We start from the raw sequence: 22,298 nt of genomic DNA, 5'->3' as shown, positions 1-22,298 counted from the left end.
ATACACTGAACAGCCACGGCTGTTTTGACGGAGTCGGCTTCCCGGCACATGCGGACACACACCTGGTGGTCGTGAGGAAGCAAAGGGTATCGTTCCGCTCGTGGGCGGAAACATAGTGGGCAGGGCGGCGGCGGCGTAACGCCTGCCAGGAGAAATGCCGAAGCGCGGGGCGGTAAGGGCTGCGTAAGTGGCCAGCGGCCGGTGAAGCCGCCGCTTTGGCGTTGCGCCTGGGCGGCGGGGCGGGATTGGTGGACCGGCAACGTAGTGCGTCATGCTTGGGTGGAAGCGACTGGGCGGCGCTCAAGGCGCCCAGTTGCGGCTGCTCATGCACGCGCGAGGCGACCTGGCTTTCGCGCCCCAGTGGGGTGACGAATGCAAAGCCCGCGCAGCTGGTTTTCACCCGCGTCGCCCCTTGGGCAAGGCTAGAATTGATGACCAACCGTTTCTGCATGACCTCTCTGCCTGTTTCCATCGTGTCTCTGGTGCAAGTCCCGCTCCTATGCATGTGTTGCGTGCTGGCGTCCTGTGCTGCGTAGTCGCCGGCATTGGGAGAGGCTGGGCGCTGAGTAAGGGTGCCCCGGCCTCCCCGCGTCATATCATCAGTCTATCGGAGCCGGCTGGAAGATCCGGAAGCCGTAGGCGCGGCCGACGCTGGCCGGGCCGTAGTCGCCTTTGTAGCTGAGGGGGCAGTAGTCGGCAGAGAGGTCCCAGGCGCCGCCGCGAATGACCTTATAGGCGTCCCGCTCTTCCAGCGTCCACTCCCAGACATTGCCGTGAACGTCATAGAGGCCCCAGGCGTTGGCCTGTTTCGTTCCCACATCGTGGGTGTTTTCGCCGCTGTTCAAGCCATACCAGCCGAGATTGGCCAGGGCGGCAATGGCATCGGTGCCCTTGCCGCGATCTTGGGTGTAGTCATTGTATTTGAAGGCGGCGCCAGCGCGGCCGGCGTATTCCCACTGCGCGTCCAGGGGGAGGTCGAAGTCGCTGAGGCCGGTGCGGGCGCGGAGACGGGCAAGGAAACCGCCGGCGTCTTTGATGTTATTCCAGGAAACTTTTTCAACCGGGCGCATGGGATTGCCACTGAAATTGCTGGGGGTGAGGCCGGTGACCAGCTCGTACTGCTTTTGGGTGACTTCGTACACGCCGGCCCAGCTGCCATCAGGCAATTCGCGCAGGACGAGCTTGGTGGTTTTGAATTCGTTTTGGCGCACATCCACGAAATGCTTGATTTCGTGCGGGTAGCTTTCGGCGTCCGCGCCGGCGGCGAGATCGATGATCATGAAGCGGCCGGGTGCGCAACGCTGTTTGTCATCGGCACGCACATAAACCACGATGTTCTGGCCAAAATCGCGGGTGCCCCAATCGGCGCCCGGGAGCCAGGTAATGGTGTGGGTGCCGGGAGCATATTGGCGGGCGGCGAGGTCATTGAGCCATACCAGGCTTTGGCCATCTTCACTCAGGAAGCAGGTGATCGGAATGTACTCGTTGGTTTCGGTGTTATGAGCGAAGGGAAAAATCCAGCATTCGTCGCCGTCCGCATCGGCAAGAGTGAAGGTGATGTTGACCTGTTTTTCTGCGGTTACTTCAGTCAGAATATTACTGACTACGGGGCTGGCCGCGTGCGCGATGGTTCCGGGGAGACCGACGCTGAGGGCGAGGATGGCGATGGCTGCAAGCATGCGTTTCATGTGAACATTACTCCATAGCTGTTTGTTGTTGGGAATTCAGTAAAAATAATCATCAGTAAGACAAAACCCCTCTGGTATGGCGATGTCGGATCGCGATGGGGGGAGTCAAAAAAGTAATAGCCGTTGGGTCTTCACCCCGGCCTCACCACACACCTCCTCTAATGCACAACGCGTCATTGCGACAAGAGTCCTTCCTGCACTCGTCAACGCAAAACCGAGCCAATTGTCGGCGCCCTTCCCCACATTTGGAAAACGCGTCAACAGCCCTCAAAAACGCGGTATTACTAAGTTTTATATTTCGACAAAAAGCCGAGAGTGAAAATATTGTAATTATTCGCAGAAGTCAAGCCTTACTGTTTCTTTTTATACTAAGACATGGCCAAGCAAATCCCTAATAAAAAAGAACACGAGCGCGTGGTTTGGGGCCATGTATCTTCCTGCTTCTACTTGTCGTGGTAATTATACGGTTCACAGCGCCTGAAAACAAGGCAAACTCGCGTCAATATTCGCGTTCGTCGTAATTGGTCAGCCATTGATGCTGTATGCCAGGCATGCCTCTGCCTGGCGCGGTGGGACGCAACGTCCTTGGCCAATGTGGTGCCCCCCCCCGGGCACAATTCTAGGTTGCTGTCCTACCCCGGGTGGCGGCGCCCTCCGGGCCGAAAACCGCAGGGACGGCGGCGCTCCCAGTAGTCCGAAGTGTCAACCAACCGGTCTCCAAGCCTCCCGAGTGTCAAGGCGTCCTAATGGTCCCGACCCCAACTTTCAGTCCATCTTAACTCTTTACCTTGTCCTATTTTTGGGGGCCGCTATACCGCGACAGTTAGGGGTAATATGTGAGTAGGTCCTCAGTCTTTTACCGTGGCGCCGTTGGGGTTGACGATTGAGTAACTGCCGTGCCATTCGGTGCGGACGTCGGGGAACGTTTCAGACTGAATAAGCACGTCGAGGGTGTAGGTGCCAGTGGGCGTGCCGGCGGGTACGCGGGCGCGAAGGCCGACCCAGCCGAGCTGGCCGGCCGGGACCGCGATGCTGTCGGGGTGGGGCTCCAGCCAGGGGGCGGCGCTGCCGCGCACGGTCAGGGCCAGGCGTTCGTCGGCGTTGCCCATATTGGCGGGGCGGATGGGCTGCACAAAGCCCTCGCCAGCGCTGATGGCGAGGTTGTGTGCCGGCGCCCAGGCGCCGACGTCGTTGCCGTCGCGGTCCACGCGCCGAATCCAGTCGCCATTGAGTTTCAATTCACAGTAGCGGCCGGGATTTTCGATATTGATGGTGACGGCATGACTGGCAAGGTGCCGGCCATGCTGATCCTGCACGGCCAGCAGCAGATGGCGGCTGGAGGGACGAAGATGCGCCGGCAGGCGGAGGCGCAGCGCGGCGTTCATGGTTGTGCCAGAGAGGGGCGCGGCGCCGTTGTCCGTCGTCCACTCAGGCTCCAGGCCGATCCACCGTGCTTGCAAGGGCTGTTGGCCGTAGATGGTTGCTGGCAGCACATGTTCTTCGCCTGCGCGCAACGTCACGGCCTCTGTCGCGTCAATGCGCAGGTTGGCGGTCGCAGGCATGGCCAGTTCGCGCAGTGCGAACCAGGCGGGGGTGAGGACGAAGCCATGCGCGCCGGCGGGCTGCAGCAGGCCGTACATCTGGCCGGGTTCGACGCCGGTGTACCAGCAGACGACGTCCGCGTGCGCGGTGAGGCGCTGATATGCCTCGCTCAGCCGCGCGGCCTTGATCTCTTCGGAAGCGACAACGCCGGGCCCGCCTTTCCAGCCGCCGGACTGCCAGCCGACTTCGGTGATCCACATGGGCTTGTTGATGCCGTGGTGGGCCATGATACGCTGCATCGTGCGCATGCGGTGCTCGGCGGTGGCGACTTGGCTGGCGTAGGGGTGGACGCCGACCAGGTCAAAAGCGTCGTCGGCGCCAAGGGCGAGCATTCGGGCGAAGTAGCTTTCGCCCATGCCGTCGAGGCCGGCGCTCATGACCAGGCATGTCGGATCGGCCTCTTTGGCTGCCTGATAGGCGACGCGGAGCAACTGCACGAAATCGCCGTCGCTGCCCTTCCAGAATTTGTCGATGTCGGGCTCATTCCAGATTTCCCATACGTGCACGCGATTGCAGAAGGTAGCGACGGTCTGCGCCACGTGCTCGCGCCATTGCCGCCAGTCTTTGGGCACAGCGGCGCGGCTGCCGTCAAGGCCGGCCCAACCGGGCGTGCCGCTCATCAGGCCGATGACGGCCATGCCCTCTTTCTCCGCAGCGGCCAGGGCTGTATCGGCGGCGCTGAAGTCGCGTTGGCCGGCATTGCGCTCACAGGCCGCCCAGGAGAAACTGCCCAGGCGTACCCAGCGGATGCCGGCGGCGGCCAGTGGCGCCATGAACAGTGGGTCGCCATTGCAGACGCCGTAAGGGCCGAATTCGCGAGCGATGGTGCAGACCTCTGCCCGTGGCTGCTCGCCCACGGCGAAAGCCAGCGGCGACCAGTCGCCAGCGCAGTCGGGAAAGGGCGCCGGTGAGGGCAGGGTGGCGGCATCGGCGATGCCTTCTTGCCGCCATTGGCAAGACGCGCGCAGCGGCGTGCCGTCGTAGGTCCCCGCCAGCCCGAAGGACAGGTTGTCGCTCCAGACGCGCGGCTGGATGCGCAGGCCGTCGCCACAATGCCAGATGAGTGACCAGCCGTCACGCCAGCCCGTGACCGCCAGCGCCGGCGGTAGGCCGCTGTAGTCCTCCTTGGGCTGCAGAGGGTGCGACGACATGCTGTCGCCGTCGGGATAGACCATGGCGAGCGACACCGCCTTGCTACGTGCCAGATGCACGGCGAATTCAGACCAGGCGGCGGCATCGCTGTCGCTGAAACTGCTGTCAATGAAGAGGCCATCGGGATTCAGGGCGATGACGCGCTGGAGGACGGCGCCACCGGGTAGCTGGAAGCGCGCCCGCAGGGCGACCAGGCCATCTTGGCGCAAGGTGTCGATGACGGTGGGAGGCAGCAGGCGCGTTTCACCGGCCTGTTCGCCGACTTTGTAGCGGTCGTAGCCATCGCCGCCCCAGCTGCGACCGGCATAGAGAATCTCCTGGCCATTGAGCTGCCAGGAGATGAGGCGGCAGCCCTCCGTCAAAGCCACTTCGAGGCGGACTGGCCCCTCGGTCAAGACCGCGACCTGCCCGTACAGCGGCGACTGCTGCAGGCTCATGTCGGCTGCCATCGCGGCTAGAGCAAGCAGAAAGACGAAATACGCAAGGACCAATCTTAGACGCACAGAATCCCCCTTTCACTTCATCACATGGGCCCAGGTCGAAAAAAATGGCGTGGAAGAACTTATGACAATAAACTCAACTTGCTAAGTTGTCATGCAAAATCGGCGTGATCTGCAGATAAATAACGTCTTCTTCGCGCCCCGCCGTGTGGCACAAAAGGAAGGGTGCAATTCCCAAAAGTGGGTCATTGCGCGATGGGGTAAACACTACCCCCCCCCATTTTTTTTGCAAGTACTCGACTTGCTTTTTTTTGTTGTCGTTGTATGGTATGCTAAACCGCATATATTCAAGGAGTTGCGACGATGGCGATGGAAAAGCAACGCGATTTGGCAAAGGAACTGGTGAAGCTGTGTGGTCTGGTGCGCGGATCGATTGTCCATACGACGCGCAAGTGCGGGCGCGCACAATGCGAATGCGCGAAAGGCAAGCAGCATCCGTTCTGCTACCTGTCGCGGTCTTCAGCTGGTTCGAAAAACAAGATCCAGTATGTGAAGCCGTCCGAGGAAAAAGCGTTTGAGCGTGCCGTGGCCATGTATGAGCGCGCATGGGCAATCATCGAGGAACTGTCTGAACTCAACATCAAGGAGATCAAGGAAAATGGGAATGACGGACGAAGAACTGAACGCCCTGGTGGAAAAAAAGCTTCTCGAACGCAAAGCCGAGATCGTCCAGGCGCTGAAAACATTCAACCGGAGCCCGTCGGCGAAGACCTTCAAGGAAGCGGAAAACACACCGGATCGCCTGTTGGGACAGGCGATGGACGACATCGTGGCGGAGGTGCTGCAAAAGACGGTGGGAGACGTCCGAATAGAAAGGCCCGCTAAAAAAAACTCCGGTACCACGGGCAAAGGCTGACCAGCATTCAGCTCAAGCATGGGAAGTATACCTCGATTACCGGGGCCTACTATCTGCCCGTAAAAGAGAAGCGTCGCGGGCGCAAGCGCGGCACGGGTAGACGCGGCGTGGCGGGCACAGGCAGGTTTCCCGCTTTGCTTTTGTTAGGCGTCCTTGCCGGCGCTTCGCCTGCTTTGTGCGAGGATGTCACGCTGGAAGGGCTGCGAGACTCCTACGAAGAGGCGTCCAATGCGTTGCGCTTACGGGGCCGGGACATTTCGGCCAAGCGCGTCGGCACGATCAGCCGGGCTGTCGGTCATGCTTCCCTGAAAGCGAGGGAACGACGGCTCGCTTGTCTTCGTGTGAGCAACGAGGCCGAGGGAAAAAGACTCGCGGTCGCCATGGACGGGGGACGCGTCCTCATACGAACGAACAAGCGCGGGCGCAAGACCGCCAAGGGCTATCATACCTATGCCGCCGACTGGCGCGAACCAAAGCTGTTCATCATCTACGAACTGGACGCCGAGGGCCGGAAAATGCGCAAGGGACTTGAACGCTGCGACGGCACCATCGGCGGCCCGGAGGACATCACTCGGCTGCTGGTGGCGGAGCTCAGGGCGATGGGCGCGCAGAACGCGAAATCAATCACGTTCCTGGGCGACGGCGCAAAATGGATATGGAACAGGATTGACCAGATTATCGAAGAAGTCGGCATCGACAGAGCGCGCGTGTCAACCTGCCTTGACTACTACCACGCGGTCGAGCATCTTGCACGCGTCGCGGAGGCTAAGACGTTTGCAAGCCAGATCGAGAAGCGCGCGTGGCTCGACAACATGAAAAAACTGCTCAAGAAGGCTCCTCCCGCAGTGTTCCTTGCTGAACTGGCCAAATCAAGACGGCGTGGCAACGCGGTCATCAGGCGGGAATATGCGTATTTCAAAACCAACATGTCGGCAATTGACTATGCCAGGCTCAGCAGAGAGAAACAGCCGATTGGCTCTGGAGCGATTGAAAGCGCCGTGCGCAGAATCGTGAACCTGAGAATCAAAGGTGCGGGCACGTTCTGGAAGCTGGAGAACGCGGAGGCGGCACTCCACCTGAGGTGTCAGCTTAAAACCAACAACTGGAGCATGTTCTACGCCGATTTACTCAATGGCCTGGCTGCATAGGCGCTACCCACTTTTGGGAATTGCACCCCAAAAGGAATCGGCGTTAATCGGCGCCATTTGCGACTAAAAGTGGGGGGAGCCTCGCCGAGTCAAAATACCAGCATGCCGAGGACGCCGGCGCCGACGATGACAGCCAGCGGATGGACGCGCCCTTCGCAGGTCAGCAGCACGGCAAAGGCGGCTGCGGCGATGGCGCCCTCGACCCAGCTGTGGATGACGCCGCGGCTGTAGGACCAGGTGGCAAACAGAAGCAGGCCGAGCACACCGGCGCGCAGGCCGCGGCGCAGACGCAGAGAATGAGTGTTGACTGGCAGGTGTTCCCGGCAGAACAAGAGCAGGACCAGCGCCAGAACGCCTGGCAGCACCACAACTATGGACGCCAGCAGTGCGCCGGCCAGTCCGGCGATGTTGTAGCCCACGAAGGTCGCGCCGTTGACGGCGATTGGCCCCGGCGTCATCTGCGCGATGGCCACCAACTGCGACATCTGCGTCATGCTCAGCAGATCTCGGCTGACCACGAGTTCATGTTGCATCAGTGGCACGGTCATCAGCCCGCCGCCGTAGGCGCCGAGGCCGATGACGGTGAAACTGACGATCAATGTCCAAAATGTCTGCATCATGGCGTGTTCATGGTCCTGATTAGATGTCTTTCGCTATGTTGTCATCGGGGCGCGTCATACGCTCATGCATCAGCAGGTAGCCGACGCTGGCGCCGGCGAGGACGGCAAAAACCGGGTGCAGGCCGATGATCAGCAGCCCCAGTCCCAAACCACAGGCAAAAACGTTCTGCCAATGCACCCGCAGATTGCGGGCGAAGGTGTAGCTGGCAAAGGCAATCTGCGCCGCGACGGCAATGCCGGCACCCTTGAGAAATGACGCTACCATTGGGCGCTCAAAATACGGCGTGGCAAAACGCGCAATGAACAGCAGTATGACGACGGATGGCAGCATGGTGCCCGCCGCCGCCGCTAGGGCGCCGCGATAACCGCGCGCTTTCCATCCCTGCATGAAGGCGAGGTTGATGGCCACCGCGCCAGGTACCGCTGTCGCGGTCGATAGCGTATCGAAAAACTCGCGTTCGGTGAGCCATGCGCGTTTCAGCACCAGCTCGTGCCGCAATACCGTCGCCATGGAAAAACCGCCGCCGAAAGTAGTCAGGCCAATCTTGCTGAAAATAAGAAAGAGCCGCGTGCAGGATATGGCGCGCATGGCGGAATTAGGTGTTGTCGCGGGAGGCTGCGTTGCGGTCATGGAGAAAAGAAGGCCCTTTCATTGGTCGCTGCCGATGTGCTGCCTAATAATTGCAATAACGCCACCACAACGCCGGAGATTTTAAACCGCAGCAAAAAAATCGTGGCTCCATGCCTCGGCAGTAAGCAAAAATGCCAGCGACGCTTGCGTTGTGGCCATAGTACGGCCATATCATCTTGGGCCGCGGTATTGTAGAGAACGGGCTCGACCGTGCCACAACGGCGCAACCATTCATAAGGTGGCCATATCATATCGGGCCACGGTATTGTCGAGAGGTGGCGTTATTGCCAAGTGGTAATCGGTCACCCATTGAGAACGGACGCACAGACATATCGCCGACGTCAACCCCGGGTATGTAAGTGAGTTCCATTGCCTCTTTGGCCCCAGTCAGCTGCGCCGACTGGGGCCAAAGAGGCCGAGGAACACGGACGTAGTCGCCGTTGTACCCAGGGCGGCGCGCGCTTTCAGCGCTGCTTGCCCTGGGCTGGTATGTTTCGCGCTTTCAGCGCTGCTGCCGCTTTGCGGCCAGGGAAACGGGCGCGTTTGACTCAGCCAGAAGCTCTATGGCTTAATTATCAATGGGTGACCGATTACGCCAAGTGCGGCGATGTTGGCTTCTCTTGCTTGACAAGCCAAGCTCAGGGCATCATATTTTGCCCCTGCCTCGGCACCCGAACACAAGCGGGGCGTTTCTTGGGGCCCATAGCTCAGTCGGTTAGAGCAGACGACTCATAATCGTCTGGTCGCTGGTTCAAGTCCAGCTGGGCCCACCAAATTTAAGCCGCTGTTGCAACGTTAGTTGCGATGGCGGCTTTTTGTTTTTCCGGGGCGTGAGCCGGTGGAGACGTCTTGGGGGCGCTGATGGATTACATATTTGGCGTATTTGCCGCTTTGCGATGGTAGAAGGTGCTGGTGTTGATGCGTATATTCTGGTTGTTGCCGGAGGCAAAAGCCCCTGTAGGATCGTTCGCTGACGAGAATTGGAGACGGGGATCAGCATGGCGCGGGCGCCGTCTGTTCCACCACGAGAAAGGAATTACGATGAAAGTGATCGCCCTGATGTCAGTCCTTATAGCGACTTGTGCTGCGGCCGCGCCCGATCCGGCGGTGTATGGTCCGGCGCTGGCAGCGGAGACGGTTGCTGGCTCCAGCGGCTGTTCGGCGGTTGAAGTCGCTGGCGATTATCTCTATGCGGCAGGCGCCGATTCACTTGCGGTATACGACATCAAGACTGATCCGGCCAAGCCCGTGTTGGTTGGCGAACTGAAGGAAATCAAGGGCAGTCGGCAGCTGGCGATTTACCAGGACCGGGCCTACATCACGGCGCGCAATCGCGGACTGTGGATTGTCGATATCGCGGATCCGCGGGCGCCGAAACTGATCCGTCAGTTCGACACGATCGAACTAGCGACCGGCATTGCGGCGACGGAGAACGTGATTTTTGTCGCGCACCGCGTGTATGGCGTCCAGCTACTGGACGTGACCGATCCGCGCTTTCCCAGGCACATCTCGCAGGTGCGCACGGCGGAGGCGCAGTCGGTCGTCTATCGCGACGGCATGCTGTACATTGGCGACTGGGGCGCGGGCAAGTTGACCATCGTGGATGTCCATGACCTGCGTCAACCCAAGGTGGTGGCCCAGGGCACGCTGGACGGCCTTGGCGACGGCGTGTTTGTGAAAGACAACCTCTGCTTTTGTTCGACCGGGCATGACGCCAAGACGGGGCCGAAGGAGGATCGGCCTGGCAACGGCCGCGGCGTTGAGGTCTTCGACGTTGCCGATCCCACGGCTCCGAAGAAGCTCGGCGTCTTCAAGTTTCCGCGTTTTTTGCCTAGGGATAATGACTACTGGACCTCGCGCGCCTGCGGCAGCACGCTGTACTGCGTTGACAGTCACAATGGCTTCTACATGATCGACGTGTCCGATCCCGCGAACATGAAGGGGATTGGCCACTTGCAGCTGCCGCCGCCGGTCTATGCATGGAAGATCCCGGAAGAGCGCAAACTGCGCAACGACTGCTGCGCCAGCCTAGCGACCGGCGATGGCGTGGTCTACATCGCGGGATTGACGACCGGCATCCACGTGGTGCGTACCGCGGCGGCCCACAAGCAGCCCCAGCCGGAGCTGCGCTTGGATATTCCCGCCGAAGTCCCGGCGGCGGTCGACCCGCGCTTGAGGCGCTACGACCTCCACTGCCAAGTGCGTCGTGTCGCGGTGAAGGACGACTTTGCGTATGTCGCGGCCTCGCATGCCGGGTTGAAGTTGTTCAGCATCGGCGCGGACGGGCTTAAGGAACTGCGGACCTGGGAGCGCGAGTGCGTGTACGACGTCAGCGTCCATGGCGACACGCTTTTTGTGGCGGAGAACATTCGGGACCTCGCCGTGTACCGGATCGCGGCAGACGGCGATCTGACCGAGATTGGCCGCGGGCAATTGCCCCGGGACGGGAGTGTGCAGATCATCCACCCCTTCATGGGTGGCAACTATCTGGCGGTCAGCTGTGGGACGGGGCAATTTTTCATCTTGGATGCGACGGATGTCACCCAGCTGAAGTCAGTCTATGCCGGTGGTGCTGGCGGCATACTCTACGCCGACATGTTTCCGACGCGCGATTGGCACGGGGTGTTTCCGGTCAACTGGCATTCGCGGGGGATCGCCTGGTACGATCTGAACGGTGGGAAGCCAGTCGTGAAGAGCACGGGAAACCCACCGGAGGGCAGCCAGATGGACGGCATTGATCGGTTGGACAGCGGCCTGTTCGTGTTTCCGGTACGCGGGTCGCAGCTCGCGCTGATTGATCCGGCGTCGCCTGGCGAGCCGAAGATCGTCGAAGTCAACGGCATAGTCGCGGACATGCCGGTGCGCGGCATTCCCACGGTGAGTGGCGACGTCGTTGCGTTCGCCTCGCGCCGTAATGGCAAAGTGGTGACGCTTGATGTGTCCACGCCGGAGAGCCCGGTTGTGGTCAAGGACCGCTGCTATGACCTGTCGCAAGGTAACTGCGACCGTATCGCGTTTCATCGCGGGAAGATGATCATCCCGGCGGGGCATTACGGACTATTTTTGGAAAAGTGACGCGACGCGCCAGTGACGTGATCCGGAAAAGCCGGGCGAACGGCTGACGAAATGTTGATCCGTGTGTTGACAGACTATTCGCTGACGCGGGCGGTGAACGGCTGAGAGCGCCGGCCACAAGTCGTCAGCCAAGATACTGAATCAGACCCACCCAAGGCAATACCAAGGGAACCCGTCATGGAAAGAAGATAAAGCGCGCATTATAATGGCGTCTCAAAGGGGAGTTTGGGATATGGCGCATTCATTTTGCAAGATATACATCCATGTCATTTTTTGACCAATGAACGGCAACGTTGGCTTGATGATACCATTCGTGGCCGTGTTCATGCATATATGGCTACTTTGTTACGGGATGCGGGGTGCCCTTTCGCAGTAGTTGGTGGACCAGATGACCATGTGCATTTTTTGGCCGATATCGGCAAGAAAATTCTTCCCGTCGACATGATTGCCAAGGTCAAGCAAGATTCGTCAAAATTCATCAAGACATTGGGGTCCGAGTACTATGACTTTTATTGGCAAGCCGGGTACGGCATGTTTTCGGTTGGGCCAACCCATGTCGACGAAGTCAGGGCATATATTGTTGGGCAAGTCGAGCACCATCGCAAGCAGACATTTCAAGAGGAGTTTCGTGCCTTCCTCGTACGGTACGGTATACATTATGACGAACGGTATGTCTGGGGATAAGATTTGAGCGCCCTGGAAGGGCGCCGTCAACGTAGCCCCGGCCGCAGGCCGGGGTAGAAGGAGCACAAAATCATGCCCTGAAAGGGCATTCCAACACCATTGGTTATGCCTCGTGGCACTGTTTTTGAGGTGCCCCTACAGGGCACTTACATAGGTTGGCGATCGACCCCGGCCTGCGGCCGGGGCTACGATGAACGCGCCCCTCCGGGGCTAGGCTGAAAAGGAGCACAAAATCATGCCCTGAAAGGGCATTTCAACACCATTGGTTATGCCTCGTGGCACTGTTTTTGAGGTGCCCCTACAGGGCACTTTCATAGGTTGGCGATCGACCCCGGCCTGCGGCCGGGGCTACGATGAACGCGCCCCTCCGGGGCTAGGCTGAACGCGCCCCTCCGGGGTTAGGCTGAACGCGCCCTTCCGGGGCTAGGCTGAACGCGCCCCGCCGGGGTTAGGCTGAACGCGCCCTTCCGGGGCTAGGCTGAACGCGCCCTTCCGGGGTTAGGCTGAACGCGCCCCTCCGGGGCTAGGCTGAACGCGCCCTTCCGGGGCTAGGTAAAGTGCAAATTAACAGTCCATGTTCTATCACCTGACTGGATGCTCATTGCGTTTCCCTGCGTGTGATTTGGGCGACGCATTAGCAGCTGAGGGAGCAGGGTCCGTTGTTGCAGCCGCCGGGGCAGGCCATGACTTCGAGGAAGTTGCCTGGGAGTTTACCGAGGCCGTAGAGCTGCAGTTGTTTGACGCTTTTGGTGGTGATGCCGTCGATGACGCGGCCTTGGACGGCCACCGCTTCTGCTTTGGCTTCTACGTCGTGGTCGTGTGTGTTAGCGGCGAGTTCCTTGAGTACGGCCTCGGTCACGCCGCAGCTGCGGGCGAAATGTCGTGCACTGGCGGCTGCTGGCCGTGGCATGGGCCATTCGGGTTGTGACATGACGTCGATACCTTTGGCGGCAAGGAGTGCGCCGAGTTCTTCAAAGCTCATGATCCAGTCGATGACGCCGGGGTGGAGTGTGGCCTCGTGGCGTTTGGCGATGCATGGGCCGATGAAGACGATGGCGGCATCGGGATGTTTTTCGCGGGCGATTTGCGCGGCATAGAGCATGGGACTGGGCGTGTTGGAAATGAATGGCACGATGGCGTGGGCGTGTTTTTTGGCTGCTTCGACGTATGCGGGGCAGCATGACGTGGTCAGCAGCCGCGCGCCGGCGGCCATACGTTCGCGGTATTCGGCTGCTTCGTGGGCAGTGGTCATTTCCGCGCCGATGGCCACTTCGATGACATCGCTGAAGTCTGCGGCGGCCATCGCCGCAAACAGCTGGCCGATGCTGCCGGGGAACTGACCTGCCGCCGACGGCGCCACCAGTGCCACTAGTTTGCGACCGCGCTGGAGGTCGTCGACGATGTTCAGAAGCTCTGAGCGCTCAAGGATTGCGGCGAAGGGACAGGCCGCAAAGCACTTGCCGCAGAAGATGCAGGCAGTGAAATCGATTTCGGCGACGCCGGCGGCATTTTTGCGGATAGCGCCGACGGGGCAGGCCTCTTCGCAGGGTACGACGGCACGGGTGATGGCATGGAAGGGGCAGAGTTCCATGCACTTGCCGCAGTTTTTGCAGGCGTCTTGGTCGATATGCGCCCGCTGACTGCGGAAGCTGATGGCTTGCGTCGGGCAGTTGTAGGTGCAAGGCCGGGCGAAGCAGGCGCGGCAGGCGTCGGTCACCTGGTATTTGCCGTCTTCACAGCCGGAGCAGCCCGTGCCGCAGACCGTGAGGGGCCGGGCGGGGCGGGCGTGTGCGGCCAAGGCGTCGCGGAGGTAGTCTCGGAGAGGGCGGCTTTCGTCCTGTTCGTCTTCCCAGGCGGCGCCGAGTAGTGCCATCAGGCGGTATTTGATGATGGCGCGGTCTTTGTAGGGGCAGCAGCGGGTCGACGCCATGTCGCGGGGGCGTAGCTGGCAGGGAATTTTATCGATGTCGTCATCGATCGTGCCGGCCAGGTAGGAGCGCAGGAGTCTGATCATCAGCTCTCGCCGCATTCTGATGACGCCGTTGATCATTGTTCGGCGCTCCTTTCCGGTTGTGGTTTGGCCATGATGGCGTTGACCCGTTGTTCGACGAGATCGCGGGTGGCGCCGCTGAGTAGTGTGCCGTTGATGCGCACGTAGGGCGAGCCGCTGAAGCGATTGCCGTTGCAGGCGTCCATGCAGGGCGTGGCGATGACTTCGACGCGGCCCTGCCAGGCCGCCGGTGGGTCGTCGGCCAGCGCCAGCAGTTCACGGGCGCCAAGCAAAAAACAGGTCGTGCCGCAGCAGACTTCGACTTTGATCATGCATTTTTCGCTCATAGTCATGTTCCTGTCTTTAGTAGTATCTAATGCTCACGCGCTTGCGGTAGCGGCTCTCCAGGATGGCCTGCAGCCGTTTGATGATATTGCGGCGGATTTCGAGGTCCACCGGCAGCGACGGGTCTTGATGGGCGTCATTCACTTTGGTGCCAACGATGAATTCGATGGCGTCGCTATTGAGCATGAGATCGACGATGTCCTGTGAGGCGGCGCCGGCACTGCGCAGGCGTCCCGCGTCGAGATCGGCGGCGACCTGGGTAAGGGTCAGGATGCCCTCGGTCACCAGGCCGATGTCCGGCATGCTGTTGGGCGGTGGCAGATTGCCGCTCTGGCGCAGCCCGCGCAGGTCCACAGCGATGCTGCTGCCGAGCTCGCGGGCGACGATATTGGCGGTCGTGCCGCCGCAGATGACGACCTTGCCGGCGGGAAAACGGGCCATGGCGGCAAATTCGCGGTCGGTTTCGCGGCGGTATGGCGGTCCAGTCAGCAAACGCAGGACGCGCGGGTAGCGCAAGTAGAGCACCATGCAGCTGATGTCATCGCGGCATTTGCGGTCGGGATTGCGGAGGATGGCCTGTGTGGCCACGCGATCGGCGAGTTCTCGGGCCGATATGTCGCTGTTTTCGGCTGTGAGCTGGCGGATGTACTGCAAGGCGCCTTCGCGGCGCCAGCCGAATTTGCTCCCGGGGAAGCCCAGGCCGGCCTGGGTGACGCCGTCGGAAAATGCGACCAGGCGGTCGCCGGCGGCGAGGGTGATTTCGGAGAGCGTCAGGGCCCGGTCGGACCAGCGCGCCGAGACGAGTTTGCGGCTACTGTCGGGCGCGATGTCGTCCTGTCCGCGCAGGTGAATGTATGGCGGGTTGCCCATTTCGATGACGCGGGTGCGGCCGTAGAGCTGCATGTCGAAGATGGTGAAGGTCGCGTAGCTGATTTTGCGGACTTCGCAAACAGGCAGGGCGTCCATCATGGTTTCGGCGGACTGGAGGATGTCCATATCCGAGCGGACGAAGTCCATGGCCATGGTGGTGGTCATGCGCGCCATGAGGCAGGCCTTGATGCCGCTGCCGAGGCCGTCGGAGAGGACAGCGATGCTGCGGCGATCCATGTCGGTCCGGACGCAGCGGAAGTCGTCACCGCAGGCGGCCTGGCCGGTTTTCACCCGCTGACTGCACTCGATTTCCACAAAGAGCGGGCTGCTGGTCATGGCGCGGCACCTCGTTTGCCGGCGGGGGCGCCGGCGATAGGTTGGTGTTCCTCGTAGCTGCCGGCGACTTCACGGAGGATGATTTCGGTTTCGGCCATGTGTTCACCGAGGTACTGGGCGATTTTCTGGACCGTGTCCACGTTTTTGCGGATGACTTCGCGGGCTTTTTCAGCGACTTGTTCGCGATGTAGTTCGTTTTGGGTGACGTCTTGAATTACGGCGCCGACCGCGCGGCCGGCGCTGATGGTGAAGACGCTGATATTGAGGATGCGGTCACCGAAGACCTGGTTGTTGCGCTCGATTTCGCCGCCGTCACCGAGGAGTGCGGCGCGAAAGAGGTCCGCGTAGTCCACCAGGGCCGGCAGACTGGCGCCAGCAAGGCTGCCGGCGCTATCGTAGATGTCCGCGATGTCCTTGCCGCAGAGGACAGCGAACTGCCGGTTGCTCTCCAGGACCTGCAAGTCTTGGTCGACAATGACTACGCCTGCGGGGATGTAGCGAATCAAGGCGTTGCTGGTTTTCTGCGAGATCTTGCGCAGGTAGGACAGGCACATGGCGGGTTCGGCCTTGCCGTCAAGCATCGCCGCGGCGAATTCGCGGCAGCTGTTGTAGCCGCAGCCGCCGCAGTTCAATTCGTCGGCGGGGAGGAATTTGCCGACGCTTTCCATGGCGGCTGTGATGGCCGCGTCGTCGTGGTGTGGCGCCGAGATGCGCTCTTGCTGGTGCTGGTCGTCGAGGAGTACATCCACGTTGCGACCGATGCTGCGGGCATCATCGGCGTGTTCGAGGGTTGCCAGCAGCGTTGCGGCGTCGGTGCCGGTATCGGGCATGACCGGGCCGTTGACGCAGCCGCCCTCGCAGGCGAGCAGTTCGACGAAGAGTTTTTTGCCGGCGCCGTTCAGCGCGGCTTTGTCGCCGCTGAGTAAGCGGCCGATATTGGCGAGGCCGGATACGGTCACGTAGCGGGTCCCCTTGGCGTCTTCGCGGAGGGTGTCAATCATGCCGCCGGCCAGCGAGTAGGCGCGGCCTTCCTCGGCGCGATGGGGAAAGAGTGGCGCTGGTGGCGCGGCGGCGGGGTCGATGCCCGCGGCGGCAAACATTTCAGCGAGGGTTGCGAAGGTCAGCGCCAGGGCCAGTTCGTCGGCATGGCGGTCAGCTTCGTTCTTTTTCGCGGCGCAGGGGCCGAAGAAGACCACCTGGGCATCGGGACCGACGTAGCGTCGCAGCAGTTTGACGTGTGCCATCACGGGTGAGACCACTGGCACCACCGCGGAGACGTAATCCGGCGCATATTTGCGCACGTAGTCCACTGCGGCCGGGCAGGCGCTGGATAGGAGCAGCCGTTCGCTGCTTTTTTTGATCACCCGGCTTGTTTCGGCGCTGACCAGTTCGGCCCCCAGGGCGGTTTCTGACACGCCGGTGAAGCCCAGTTGCAGCAGTGCGCCGGCCAGTTTTTCCAAGGTTAAAGTGGGAAAATAGCCGACGTAGCTTGGGGCGACGGACGCGTAGAGCTTGCCGCCGTTGTCCAGCAGTCGCCGCAGCCGCCACTGGTCCGAGCGGATTTGTTTGGCGTGGGCCGGGCACACTTTGACGCAGGTACCGCAGCTGACGCAGAGCTCTGGCATAACCGCCGCCCGCGAGTTGATGATGCGGATGGCCTTGCAGTGGCAATGCCGCACGCATTTGTAGCAGTCCTGGCAGCTGTTGTCCTGGGTGTAAATGGGGAAATTGTGATTCATGGCGGTGCCCTCAGCGACGTTCATTGGCGCTGGCGGCCGGTACCGGCGAGGGAGTCGGCAGGTAACGGCGCAGGAGATCAATCATCACGCCGCCATCCACGTGGCTGAAGACCTCGCCGTTGATGACGACGATGGGCCCGTCCGCGCAGCGGCCCGAGCAGAGCGAGCCGGCGAGATCGACATTGACGTCGTCGGCCAGGCCATTTCCGGTCAGGTATTCTTCGGCGATGGCGACATTACGTTCGTTGCCGCGGGCGAAGCAGGAGCTGCCGATGCAGATCACGATGTGTGGTTTGTCCATTTGTCCACTCCTGAAAGCAATTGGGGGCCGGGCGACAGTGGTTGCGATATCGCCAGGCCCCCGCGTGTTAGTGCCTCGTGGGTTATTACTTGCCGTAGTATGCCTTGAGGTACAGCTCCTTGATTTCGGCGATCAGCGGGTAGCGCGGGTTAGCGCCGGTGCACTGATCGTCGAAGGCCTGTTCGCTGAGTTCATCGACCTTGGCGAGGAATTCCTGTTCGTTGACGCCGTAGTCCTTGATGGACTTGGGTATTTCGAGCTTGGCCTTGAGTTCGTCGACCTTGTCCATCAGGCGTTCGACCTTCTCGCTGTCGGTGCCGCCGCCCAGGCCGAGGAAATCCGCGATGCTCGCGTAGCGTTCCTTGGCTTCGGGGCACTTGTACTGTGAGAAAGTGCCCTGTTTGGTCGGCTTGCTGGTGCCGTTGAAGCGGATGACCTCGGTGATGAGCAGCGCGTTGGCCAGGCCGTGCGGAATGTGGAACGCCGCACCCAGTTTGTGCGCCATGGAGTGGCAGACGCCAAGGAAGGCGTTGGCAAAGGCCATGCCGGCGATGGTTGACGCATGGTGCACCTTCTCGCGGGCCTTCTCGTCGCTGGCGCCGTGTTCGTAGGCTGGCGGCAGGTACTTGAAGATCAGCCGGATGGCTTCCATGCTCAAAGCGTTGGTGTATTCGCTGGCGAGGATGGACACGCGGGCTTCCAGGGCGTGGACCAAGACGTCCATGCCAGAGAAGGCCGTGAGCTTCTTGGGCATATTCAGTACCAGGCGTGAGTCGATGATGGCGATATCCGGGGTGAGCTCATAGTCTGCCAGCGGGTATTTGCTGCCGGTTTTCTCGTCGGTGATAACCGCGAAGGGCGTCACTTCGCTGCCCGTGCCCGAGGTGGTCGGGATGGCCACCAGCGTGGCTTTCGCGCCCAGTTTCGGGAACTGGTACACGCGTTTGCGGATGTCCATGAAGCGCATGGCGATGTCGCTGAAGTGGACGTCCGGGTGCTCGTAGAGCAGCCACATGATCTTGGCCGCATCCATGGGCGAGCCGCCGCCGATGGCGATGATGGTGTCGGGCTGGAAGGCGTTCATGCGTTCCATGCCCTTGTAGGCGCAGGCGAGGGTCGGGTCCGGCTCGACGTCCGCAAAGACCTCGGTCTTGATGCCCAGTTGATCGAGGACGTCAAACACCTCGGTGAGGATGCCGGAGTTCGAGAGGAAGCGGTCCGTGACGATGAAGGCGCGCTTGCGGTCGGCGAGGTCGCGGAGACCCTCCGTCAGGCAGCCGTACTTGAAGTAGATTTTCGGTGGGACACGGAACCACAGCATGTTTTCTCTCCGTTTCGCGATGGTCTTGAGGTTCAGCAGGTGCTTGGGCGCGACGTTCTGGCTGACGGAATTGCCGCCCCAGGTGCCGCAGCCGAGGGTCAGTGACGGGTCGAGCTTGAAGTTAAAGACGTCACCGATGGCGCCCTGGCTGGCCGGCATATTGATTAGCGTCCGTCCCGTTTCCATGCGGCGGCCGAACTCGCGGATGCGGTCGGCGCTCTGCGGGTTGGTGTAGAGCACGCTGGTGTGGCCCAGGCCACCGAACTTGATCAGCTCGTCGGCGCGATCTACCGCAGCCGTGAAGTCTTTGACCTTGTACATGGCCAGGACGGGCGACAGCTTCTCAATTGAGAAGGGATAGTCGTGCCCGACGCCGTCTGTTTCCGCAATCAGCACCTTGGCATTCTCCGGTACTTTGATCCCGGCCAGCTGCGCGATCTTGTAAGCGCTTTGGCCGACGATTTTTGCGTTGAGCTTGCCGTCGATCATGATTACTGCCGCGACTTTCGCCGCCTCATCGGCATTGAGGATGTACGCGGCCCGCCGCAGAAATTCGGCCTTGACTTCCTCGTAGATGTCTTCGACGACCACGACTGACTGTTCTGATGCGCAGATCATGCCGTTGTCGAAGGTCTTGCTCTGCAGCACCGAGCTGACCGCCATCAGGATATCGCAGGTCTCGTCCATCACCGCCGGAGTATTGCCCGAGCCGACGCCGACCGCCGGCACGCCGCTGGAATAGGCTGCTTTGACCATGCCCGGACCGCCCGTGGCTAGAATCATGCTGATGCTGCCATTGCTCATCAGCGCCTGGCTTAAGGCCACCGTCGGTTCCGGAATCCAGCCGATGATGTCCGCCGGCGCGCCCGCCGCCACCGCCGCGTCCAGGACGATCTTCGCCGCCGCCACTGTGCTGTTCTTCGCCCGCGGGTGGGGGCTGAAGATGATGCCATTGCGCGTTTTTAGGGCCAGCAGCGACTTGAAGATCGCCGTCGAGGTCGGATTGGTCGTCGGCACAATGCCCGCGATCAGCCCCATCGGCTCAGCAACCGTCTGAATACCAAAGGATTCGTCGGTCTCAATCACCCCACAGGTCTTGGTCTGCTTGTACTTGTTGTACACGTACTCCGATGCAAAGTGATTCTTGATCACTTTGTCCTCAATCACCCCCATGCCCGTCTCGGCAACCGCCATCTTCGCCAACTGCACCCGCGCCTCATTCGCCGCCAAAGCCGCCGCCCGGAAGATCTCGTCGACCTGCTCCTGGCCGTAAGACGCGTACTTCTCCTGCGCCGCCTTGACACGCTTGATCGTCTCCGCTAACTCCAACAACTGCTGCGCCGCTAACGCCTCTTTCGCAGCCTTCGCCGCCGCATCGGCGTCCTTCACAACCACATCCGCAGCCGCCTTCACGTCCTGGGCCTTCACTTGCTTGTTCATGTCGACTCCTTTCCGGGCTTTTACCCTGTTTTCCGCTCCGCCGGCAACACACCAGCGCCTGACGGTCAAATGCTCGTACAACAACAATGTTTTTTGGTGTGGGTATTTTAACATCGATGTTTTTGTATCTAGCTATAATAAACACCGCCGGGCGGGGTTTGGCAAGTGGCAATGAAGAATTTTTTCTCGAATAAGAACGGGGTGGACGGGGTGGACCCAGTCGTGGTTTTGGTTTCGGAGTAAATTTTGATTGTTATCGTGTTGGGTGCGTTGGGGGCTTTATATTGTATTATTCCCCGAGCTAGCAGCGATTTACTTGGAGGCATTTGGTCATGTCATTACCGTGGAGAGCCATCTTGTCCTACGGCCTGCCGCCTGTACTTGCGGGTGTAGGCGTTTTGAGTTATTATCTGTGGCCGCAATCGGTGGCTCCGGAAGAGCCTGGGTTTTTGCCCAGCGCGTACAGCGTTCCGGGTGATAGCGTCCATTCTGCGGATTCGCTGGTGCCGTTGCCGCCCGTTGATCCGGCGTTGGTTCCGGGTAGTGTTGACGCCGGTGGCGAGCAGCTTCCTCCGGCACCATTGCCGGACGGTGCGGTGCCGTTGGCTGCGGCGACCTTAGTTCCTGCCGAGGCGCCAGTGCCGATGACGCTGGTACAGGCTGAGGCCGCGTTGCCCGAGCTGGCGGCCACGCTCAGCGCTGATCCGTCCTGGGGCCAGTGGCTGCAGCAAGGCAAGCTGTTGCAGCGTCTGGTGCGGGCGTTGGACGACATTGCGCTGGGGGAGATACCTTTGTCTGCCTGCGCCTTTCTGCGTTCGCGGGAGCCCTTTACAGCCAGCGGGCAGGGTGGCCGTATCACCCAAAGTACCGCCAGCACAAAACGCTATGATGCCGTCGTCAACGGCTTTTGTGCAATTGACCCTGCTGCTGCCGCTGCGTTGTTCGGTCGTTTGGAACCCGCTGTGCAAGAAGCGGTGAATGCCCTGGGCTATCATGATCGCAGCGTTCGCGATTTGCTGCGGTCAGCGATGACGACCATTTTGGCGGTGCCGGTGCCGGCGAGCGCGCCGGAATTGGTTACCAATGATGGCAAGCTCTATCGCTGGGCTGATCTTGAGCTGGAAGCTCTAAGCGATGTCCAGAAACTTTTCCTGCGACTAGGTACTGATAACATGCTCAAGGTTCGCCAGCAGATTGGTCAGCTGGCTGAGGCTGCCGCAATTGATGTGAAACAATGATTTTGCTGCGTTGGCAGAATGAGTTCAAAACGAATGCCCGCCGGTGGTGCGTGGCCAGCTTTCCCCAAGACTTCTTCTGTAATCGGTCAGTGTACACCCAGGCGCTTCGCTGGGACCATTTGCAGGAAACCCACGGCCCGCCGCCGTCCAGCCATTACATAAGGGTGGCTAACTAGGCAGCGGGTTTCATAGGAGCCATTGAGAACGGACGCACAGACATATCGCCGATGTCAACCCCGGGTATGTAAGTGAGTTCCATTGCCTCTTTGGCCCCAGTCAGCTGCGCCGACTGGGGCCAAAGAGGCCGAGGAACACGGACGTAGTCGCCGTTGTACCCAGGGCGGCGCGCGCTTTCAGCGCTGCTTGCCCTGGGCTGGTATGTTTCGCGCTTTCAGCGCTTCTGCCGCTTTGCGGCCAGGGAAACGGGCGCGTTTGACTCAACCAGAAGCTCTATGGCTGAATTATCAATGGGTGACCAATTACCTTCTTCGTAATGCCTCACCCATTGATACTGGCCTTTCCTGTAGTCTTTTGTTTTCAGCGCTCACATGCCGCCGGGACGGCGGCGCTCCCAGGAGTCGAATCAGTCCCCAATCAGTCCAAGGCGTCGGGAGTCAATGCCCACGGTCCAATTCGCCCCCACGGTCCAATCCATGAGATCATGCCTCATGAGTCCGTGAGTCCTCGCCCCAGTGCGCGCCGCCGCCAACTGGTCCCCACGGTCCCAGGCGTCCCTTGAAATCGCCAGTATCAATGACAGAC

The 22,298-nt window shown here is 60.7% G+C and carries 15 protein-coding genes, 1 tRNA gene and 1 pseudogene; 7 read left to right on the top strand and 10 right to left on the bottom strand.

Annotated features, from left to right (window positions below; translation table 11 throughout):
• Positions 1–599: 599 nt before the first annotated feature.
• Together J3R75_RS06835 and J3R75_RS06830 are read right to left on the bottom strand one after the other, a co-directional pair.
• A complete protein-coding gene (locus tag J3R75_RS06835; protein WP_307260728.1) occupies positions 600–1,688 on the bottom strand; it encodes a formylglycine-generating enzyme family protein in 1,089 nt (362 codons plus the stop codon).
• Between the two features lie 848 nt (positions 1,689–2,536).
• Positions 2,537–4,945 carry a beta-galactosidase gene (locus J3R75_RS06830; protein ID WP_307260726.1) on the bottom strand — a complete coding sequence of 803 codons (2,409 nt, stop codon included), beginning with the start codon at positions 4,943–4,945 and terminating at the stop codon, positions 2,537–2,539.
• Positions 4,946–5,245: 300 nt separating this feature from the next.
• On the opposite strand from J3R75_RS06830, the pseudogene J3R75_RS19840 reads away from it, so the two are divergent.
• The 3 genes and pseudogenes from J3R75_RS19840 to J3R75_RS06820 all read left to right on the top strand — a co-directional run.
• Positions 5,246–5,437: pseudogene (locus J3R75_RS19840) on the top strand (DUF6788 family protein); the annotation flags it as partial.
• 109 nt (positions 5,438–5,546) lie between these two features.
• Positions 5,547–5,798 carry a hypothetical protein gene (locus tag J3R75_RS06825; protein WP_307259863.1) on the top strand — a complete coding sequence of 84 codons (252 nt, stop codon included), beginning with the start codon at positions 5,547–5,549 and terminating at the stop codon, positions 5,796–5,798.
• Positions 5,799–6,139: 341 nt separating this feature from the next.
• On the top strand, positions 6,140–6,946 hold the full coding sequence (locus J3R75_RS06820) for a hypothetical protein (RefSeq protein ID WP_307259864.1): 807 nt from the start codon (positions 6,140–6,142) through the stop codon (positions 6,944–6,946).
• Positions 6,947–7,035: 89 nt separating this feature from the next.
• Here the strand turns inward: J3R75_RS06820 and J3R75_RS06815 are convergent, their stop codons facing one another.
• Together J3R75_RS06815 and J3R75_RS06810 are read right to left on the bottom strand one after the other, a co-directional pair.
• On the bottom strand, positions 7,036–7,566 hold the full coding sequence (locus J3R75_RS06815; protein WP_307260724.1) for a chromate transporter: 531 nt from the start codon (positions 7,564–7,566) through the stop codon (positions 7,036–7,038).
• A gap of 19 nt (positions 7,567–7,585) precedes the next feature.
• The gene (locus J3R75_RS06810) at positions 7,586–8,197 is read right to left on the bottom strand and encodes a chromate transporter (protein ID WP_307260723.1); all 612 of its coding nucleotides are present in this window, start codon (positions 8,195–8,197) and stop codon (positions 7,586–7,588) included.
• A 696-nt stretch (positions 8,198–8,893) separates the two neighbouring features.
• Between J3R75_RS06810 and J3R75_RS06805 the strand changes: the two genes are divergently transcribed.
• The 3 genes from J3R75_RS06805 (at position 8,894) to J3R75_RS06795 (ending at position 11,956) form a co-directional block, all read left to right on the top strand.
• Positions 8,894–8,970 (top strand) — tRNA-Ile (locus J3R75_RS06805).
• Between the two features lie 133 nt (positions 8,971–9,103).
• On the top strand, positions 9,104–11,272 hold the full coding sequence (locus tag J3R75_RS06800) for an LVIVD repeat-containing protein (RefSeq protein ID WP_307260721.1): 2,169 nt from the start codon (positions 9,104–9,106) through the stop codon (positions 11,270–11,272).
• Between the two features lie 246 nt (positions 11,273–11,518).
• Positions 11,519–11,956, top strand: coding sequence for a transposase (locus tag J3R75_RS06795; RefSeq protein WP_307260719.1), 438 nt, complete (start codon positions 11,519–11,521; stop codon positions 11,954–11,956).
• Positions 11,957–12,590: 634 nt separating this feature from the next.
• On the opposite strand, the gene J3R75_RS06790 is transcribed toward J3R75_RS06795, so the two are convergent.
• The 6 genes from J3R75_RS06790 to adhE all read right to left on the bottom strand — a co-directional run bounded on the left by J3R75_RS06790 (position 12,591) and on the right by adhE (position 20,298).
• Positions 12,591–14,006, bottom strand: coding sequence for a monomeric [FeFe] hydrogenase (locus J3R75_RS06790; protein ID WP_307260717.1), 1,416 nt, complete (start codon positions 14,004–14,006; stop codon positions 12,591–12,593).
• On the bottom strand, positions 14,003–14,293 hold the full coding sequence (locus J3R75_RS06785; RefSeq protein WP_307260716.1) for a (2Fe-2S) ferredoxin domain-containing protein: 291 nt from the start codon (positions 14,291–14,293) through the stop codon (positions 14,003–14,005). The genes J3R75_RS06790 and J3R75_RS06785 overlap by 4 nt, the downstream gene beginning before the upstream one ends.
• 16 nt (positions 14,294–14,309) lie before the next feature.
• Complete coding sequence (locus J3R75_RS06780; RefSeq protein ID WP_307260714.1) at positions 14,310–15,497, bottom strand: SpoIIE family protein phosphatase; 1,188 nt, start codon at positions 15,495–15,497, stop codon at positions 14,310–14,312.
• On the bottom strand, positions 15,494–17,236 hold the full coding sequence (locus tag J3R75_RS06775; protein WP_307260712.1) for a [Fe-Fe] hydrogenase large subunit C-terminal domain-containing protein: 1,743 nt from the start codon (positions 17,234–17,236) through the stop codon (positions 15,494–15,496). Before J3R75_RS06775 ends, J3R75_RS06780 begins: the two co-directional genes overlap by 4 nt.
• 10 nt (positions 17,237–17,246) lie before the next feature.
• Positions 17,247–17,558 carry an NAD(P)H-dependent oxidoreductase subunit E gene (locus J3R75_RS06770; RefSeq protein ID WP_307265507.1) on the bottom strand — a complete coding sequence of 104 codons (312 nt, stop codon included), beginning with the start codon at positions 17,556–17,558 and terminating at the stop codon, positions 17,247–17,249.
• A gap of 64 nt (positions 17,559–17,622) precedes the next feature.
• Positions 17,623–20,298, bottom strand: coding sequence for a bifunctional acetaldehyde-CoA/alcohol dehydrogenase (adhE, locus tag J3R75_RS06765; protein WP_307260710.1), 2,676 nt, complete (start codon positions 20,296–20,298; stop codon positions 17,623–17,625).
• Positions 20,299–20,747: 449 nt separating this feature from the next.
• On the opposite strand from adhE, the gene J3R75_RS06760 reads away from it, so the two are divergent.
• The gene (locus J3R75_RS06760; RefSeq protein WP_307260708.1) at positions 20,748–21,536 is read left to right on the top strand and encodes a DUF3014 domain-containing protein; all 789 of its coding nucleotides are present in this window, start codon (positions 20,748–20,750) and stop codon (positions 21,534–21,536) included.
• Positions 21,537–22,298 lie beyond the last annotated feature (762 nt).

This window comes from Oligosphaera ethanolica, from assembly GCF_030814695.1.
Classification (GTDB): Bacteria; Verrucomicrobiota; Lentisphaeria; order Oligosphaerales; family Oligosphaeraceae; genus Oligosphaera; species Oligosphaera ethanolica.
Note: the sequence above shows the minus strand (reverse complement) of the source record. Positions and strands in the feature narration are given on the sequence as shown.

Bases quoted from the DNA above. Each gene is read 5' to 3' on its own strand.
- J3R75_RS06810 (WP_307260723.1), bottom strand. From the start codon at position 8,197: ATGACCGCAACGCAGCCTCCCGCGACAACACCTAATTCCGCCATGCGC.
- J3R75_RS06835 (WP_307260728.1), bottom strand. From the start codon at position 1,688: ATGAAACGCATGCTTGCAGCCATCGCCATCCTCGCCCTCAGCGTCGGT.
- J3R75_RS06775 (WP_307260712.1), bottom strand. From the start codon at position 17,236: ATGAATCACAATTTCCCCATTTACACCCAGGACAACAGCTGCCAGGAC.
- J3R75_RS06780 (WP_307260714.1), bottom strand. From the start codon at position 15,497: ATGACCAGCAGCCCGCTCTTTGTGGAAATCGAGTGCAGTCAGCGGGTG.
- adhE (WP_307260710.1), bottom strand. From the start codon at position 20,298: ATGAACAAGCAAGTGAAGGCCCAGGACGTGAAGGCGGCTGCGGATGTG.
- J3R75_RS06825 (WP_307259863.1), top strand. From the start codon at position 5,547: ATGACGGACGAAGAACTGAACGCCCTGGTGGAAAAAAAGCTTCTCGAA.
- J3R75_RS06790 (WP_307260717.1), bottom strand. From the start codon at position 14,006: ATGATCAACGGCGTCATCAGAATGCGGCGAGAGCTGATGATCAGACTC.
- J3R75_RS06815 (WP_307260724.1), bottom strand. From the start codon at position 7,566: ATGATGCAGACATTTTGGACATTGATCGTCAGTTTCACCGTCATCGGC.
- J3R75_RS06785 (WP_307260716.1), bottom strand. From the start codon at position 14,293: ATGAGCGAAAAATGCATGATCAAAGTCGAAGTCTGCTGCGGCACGACC.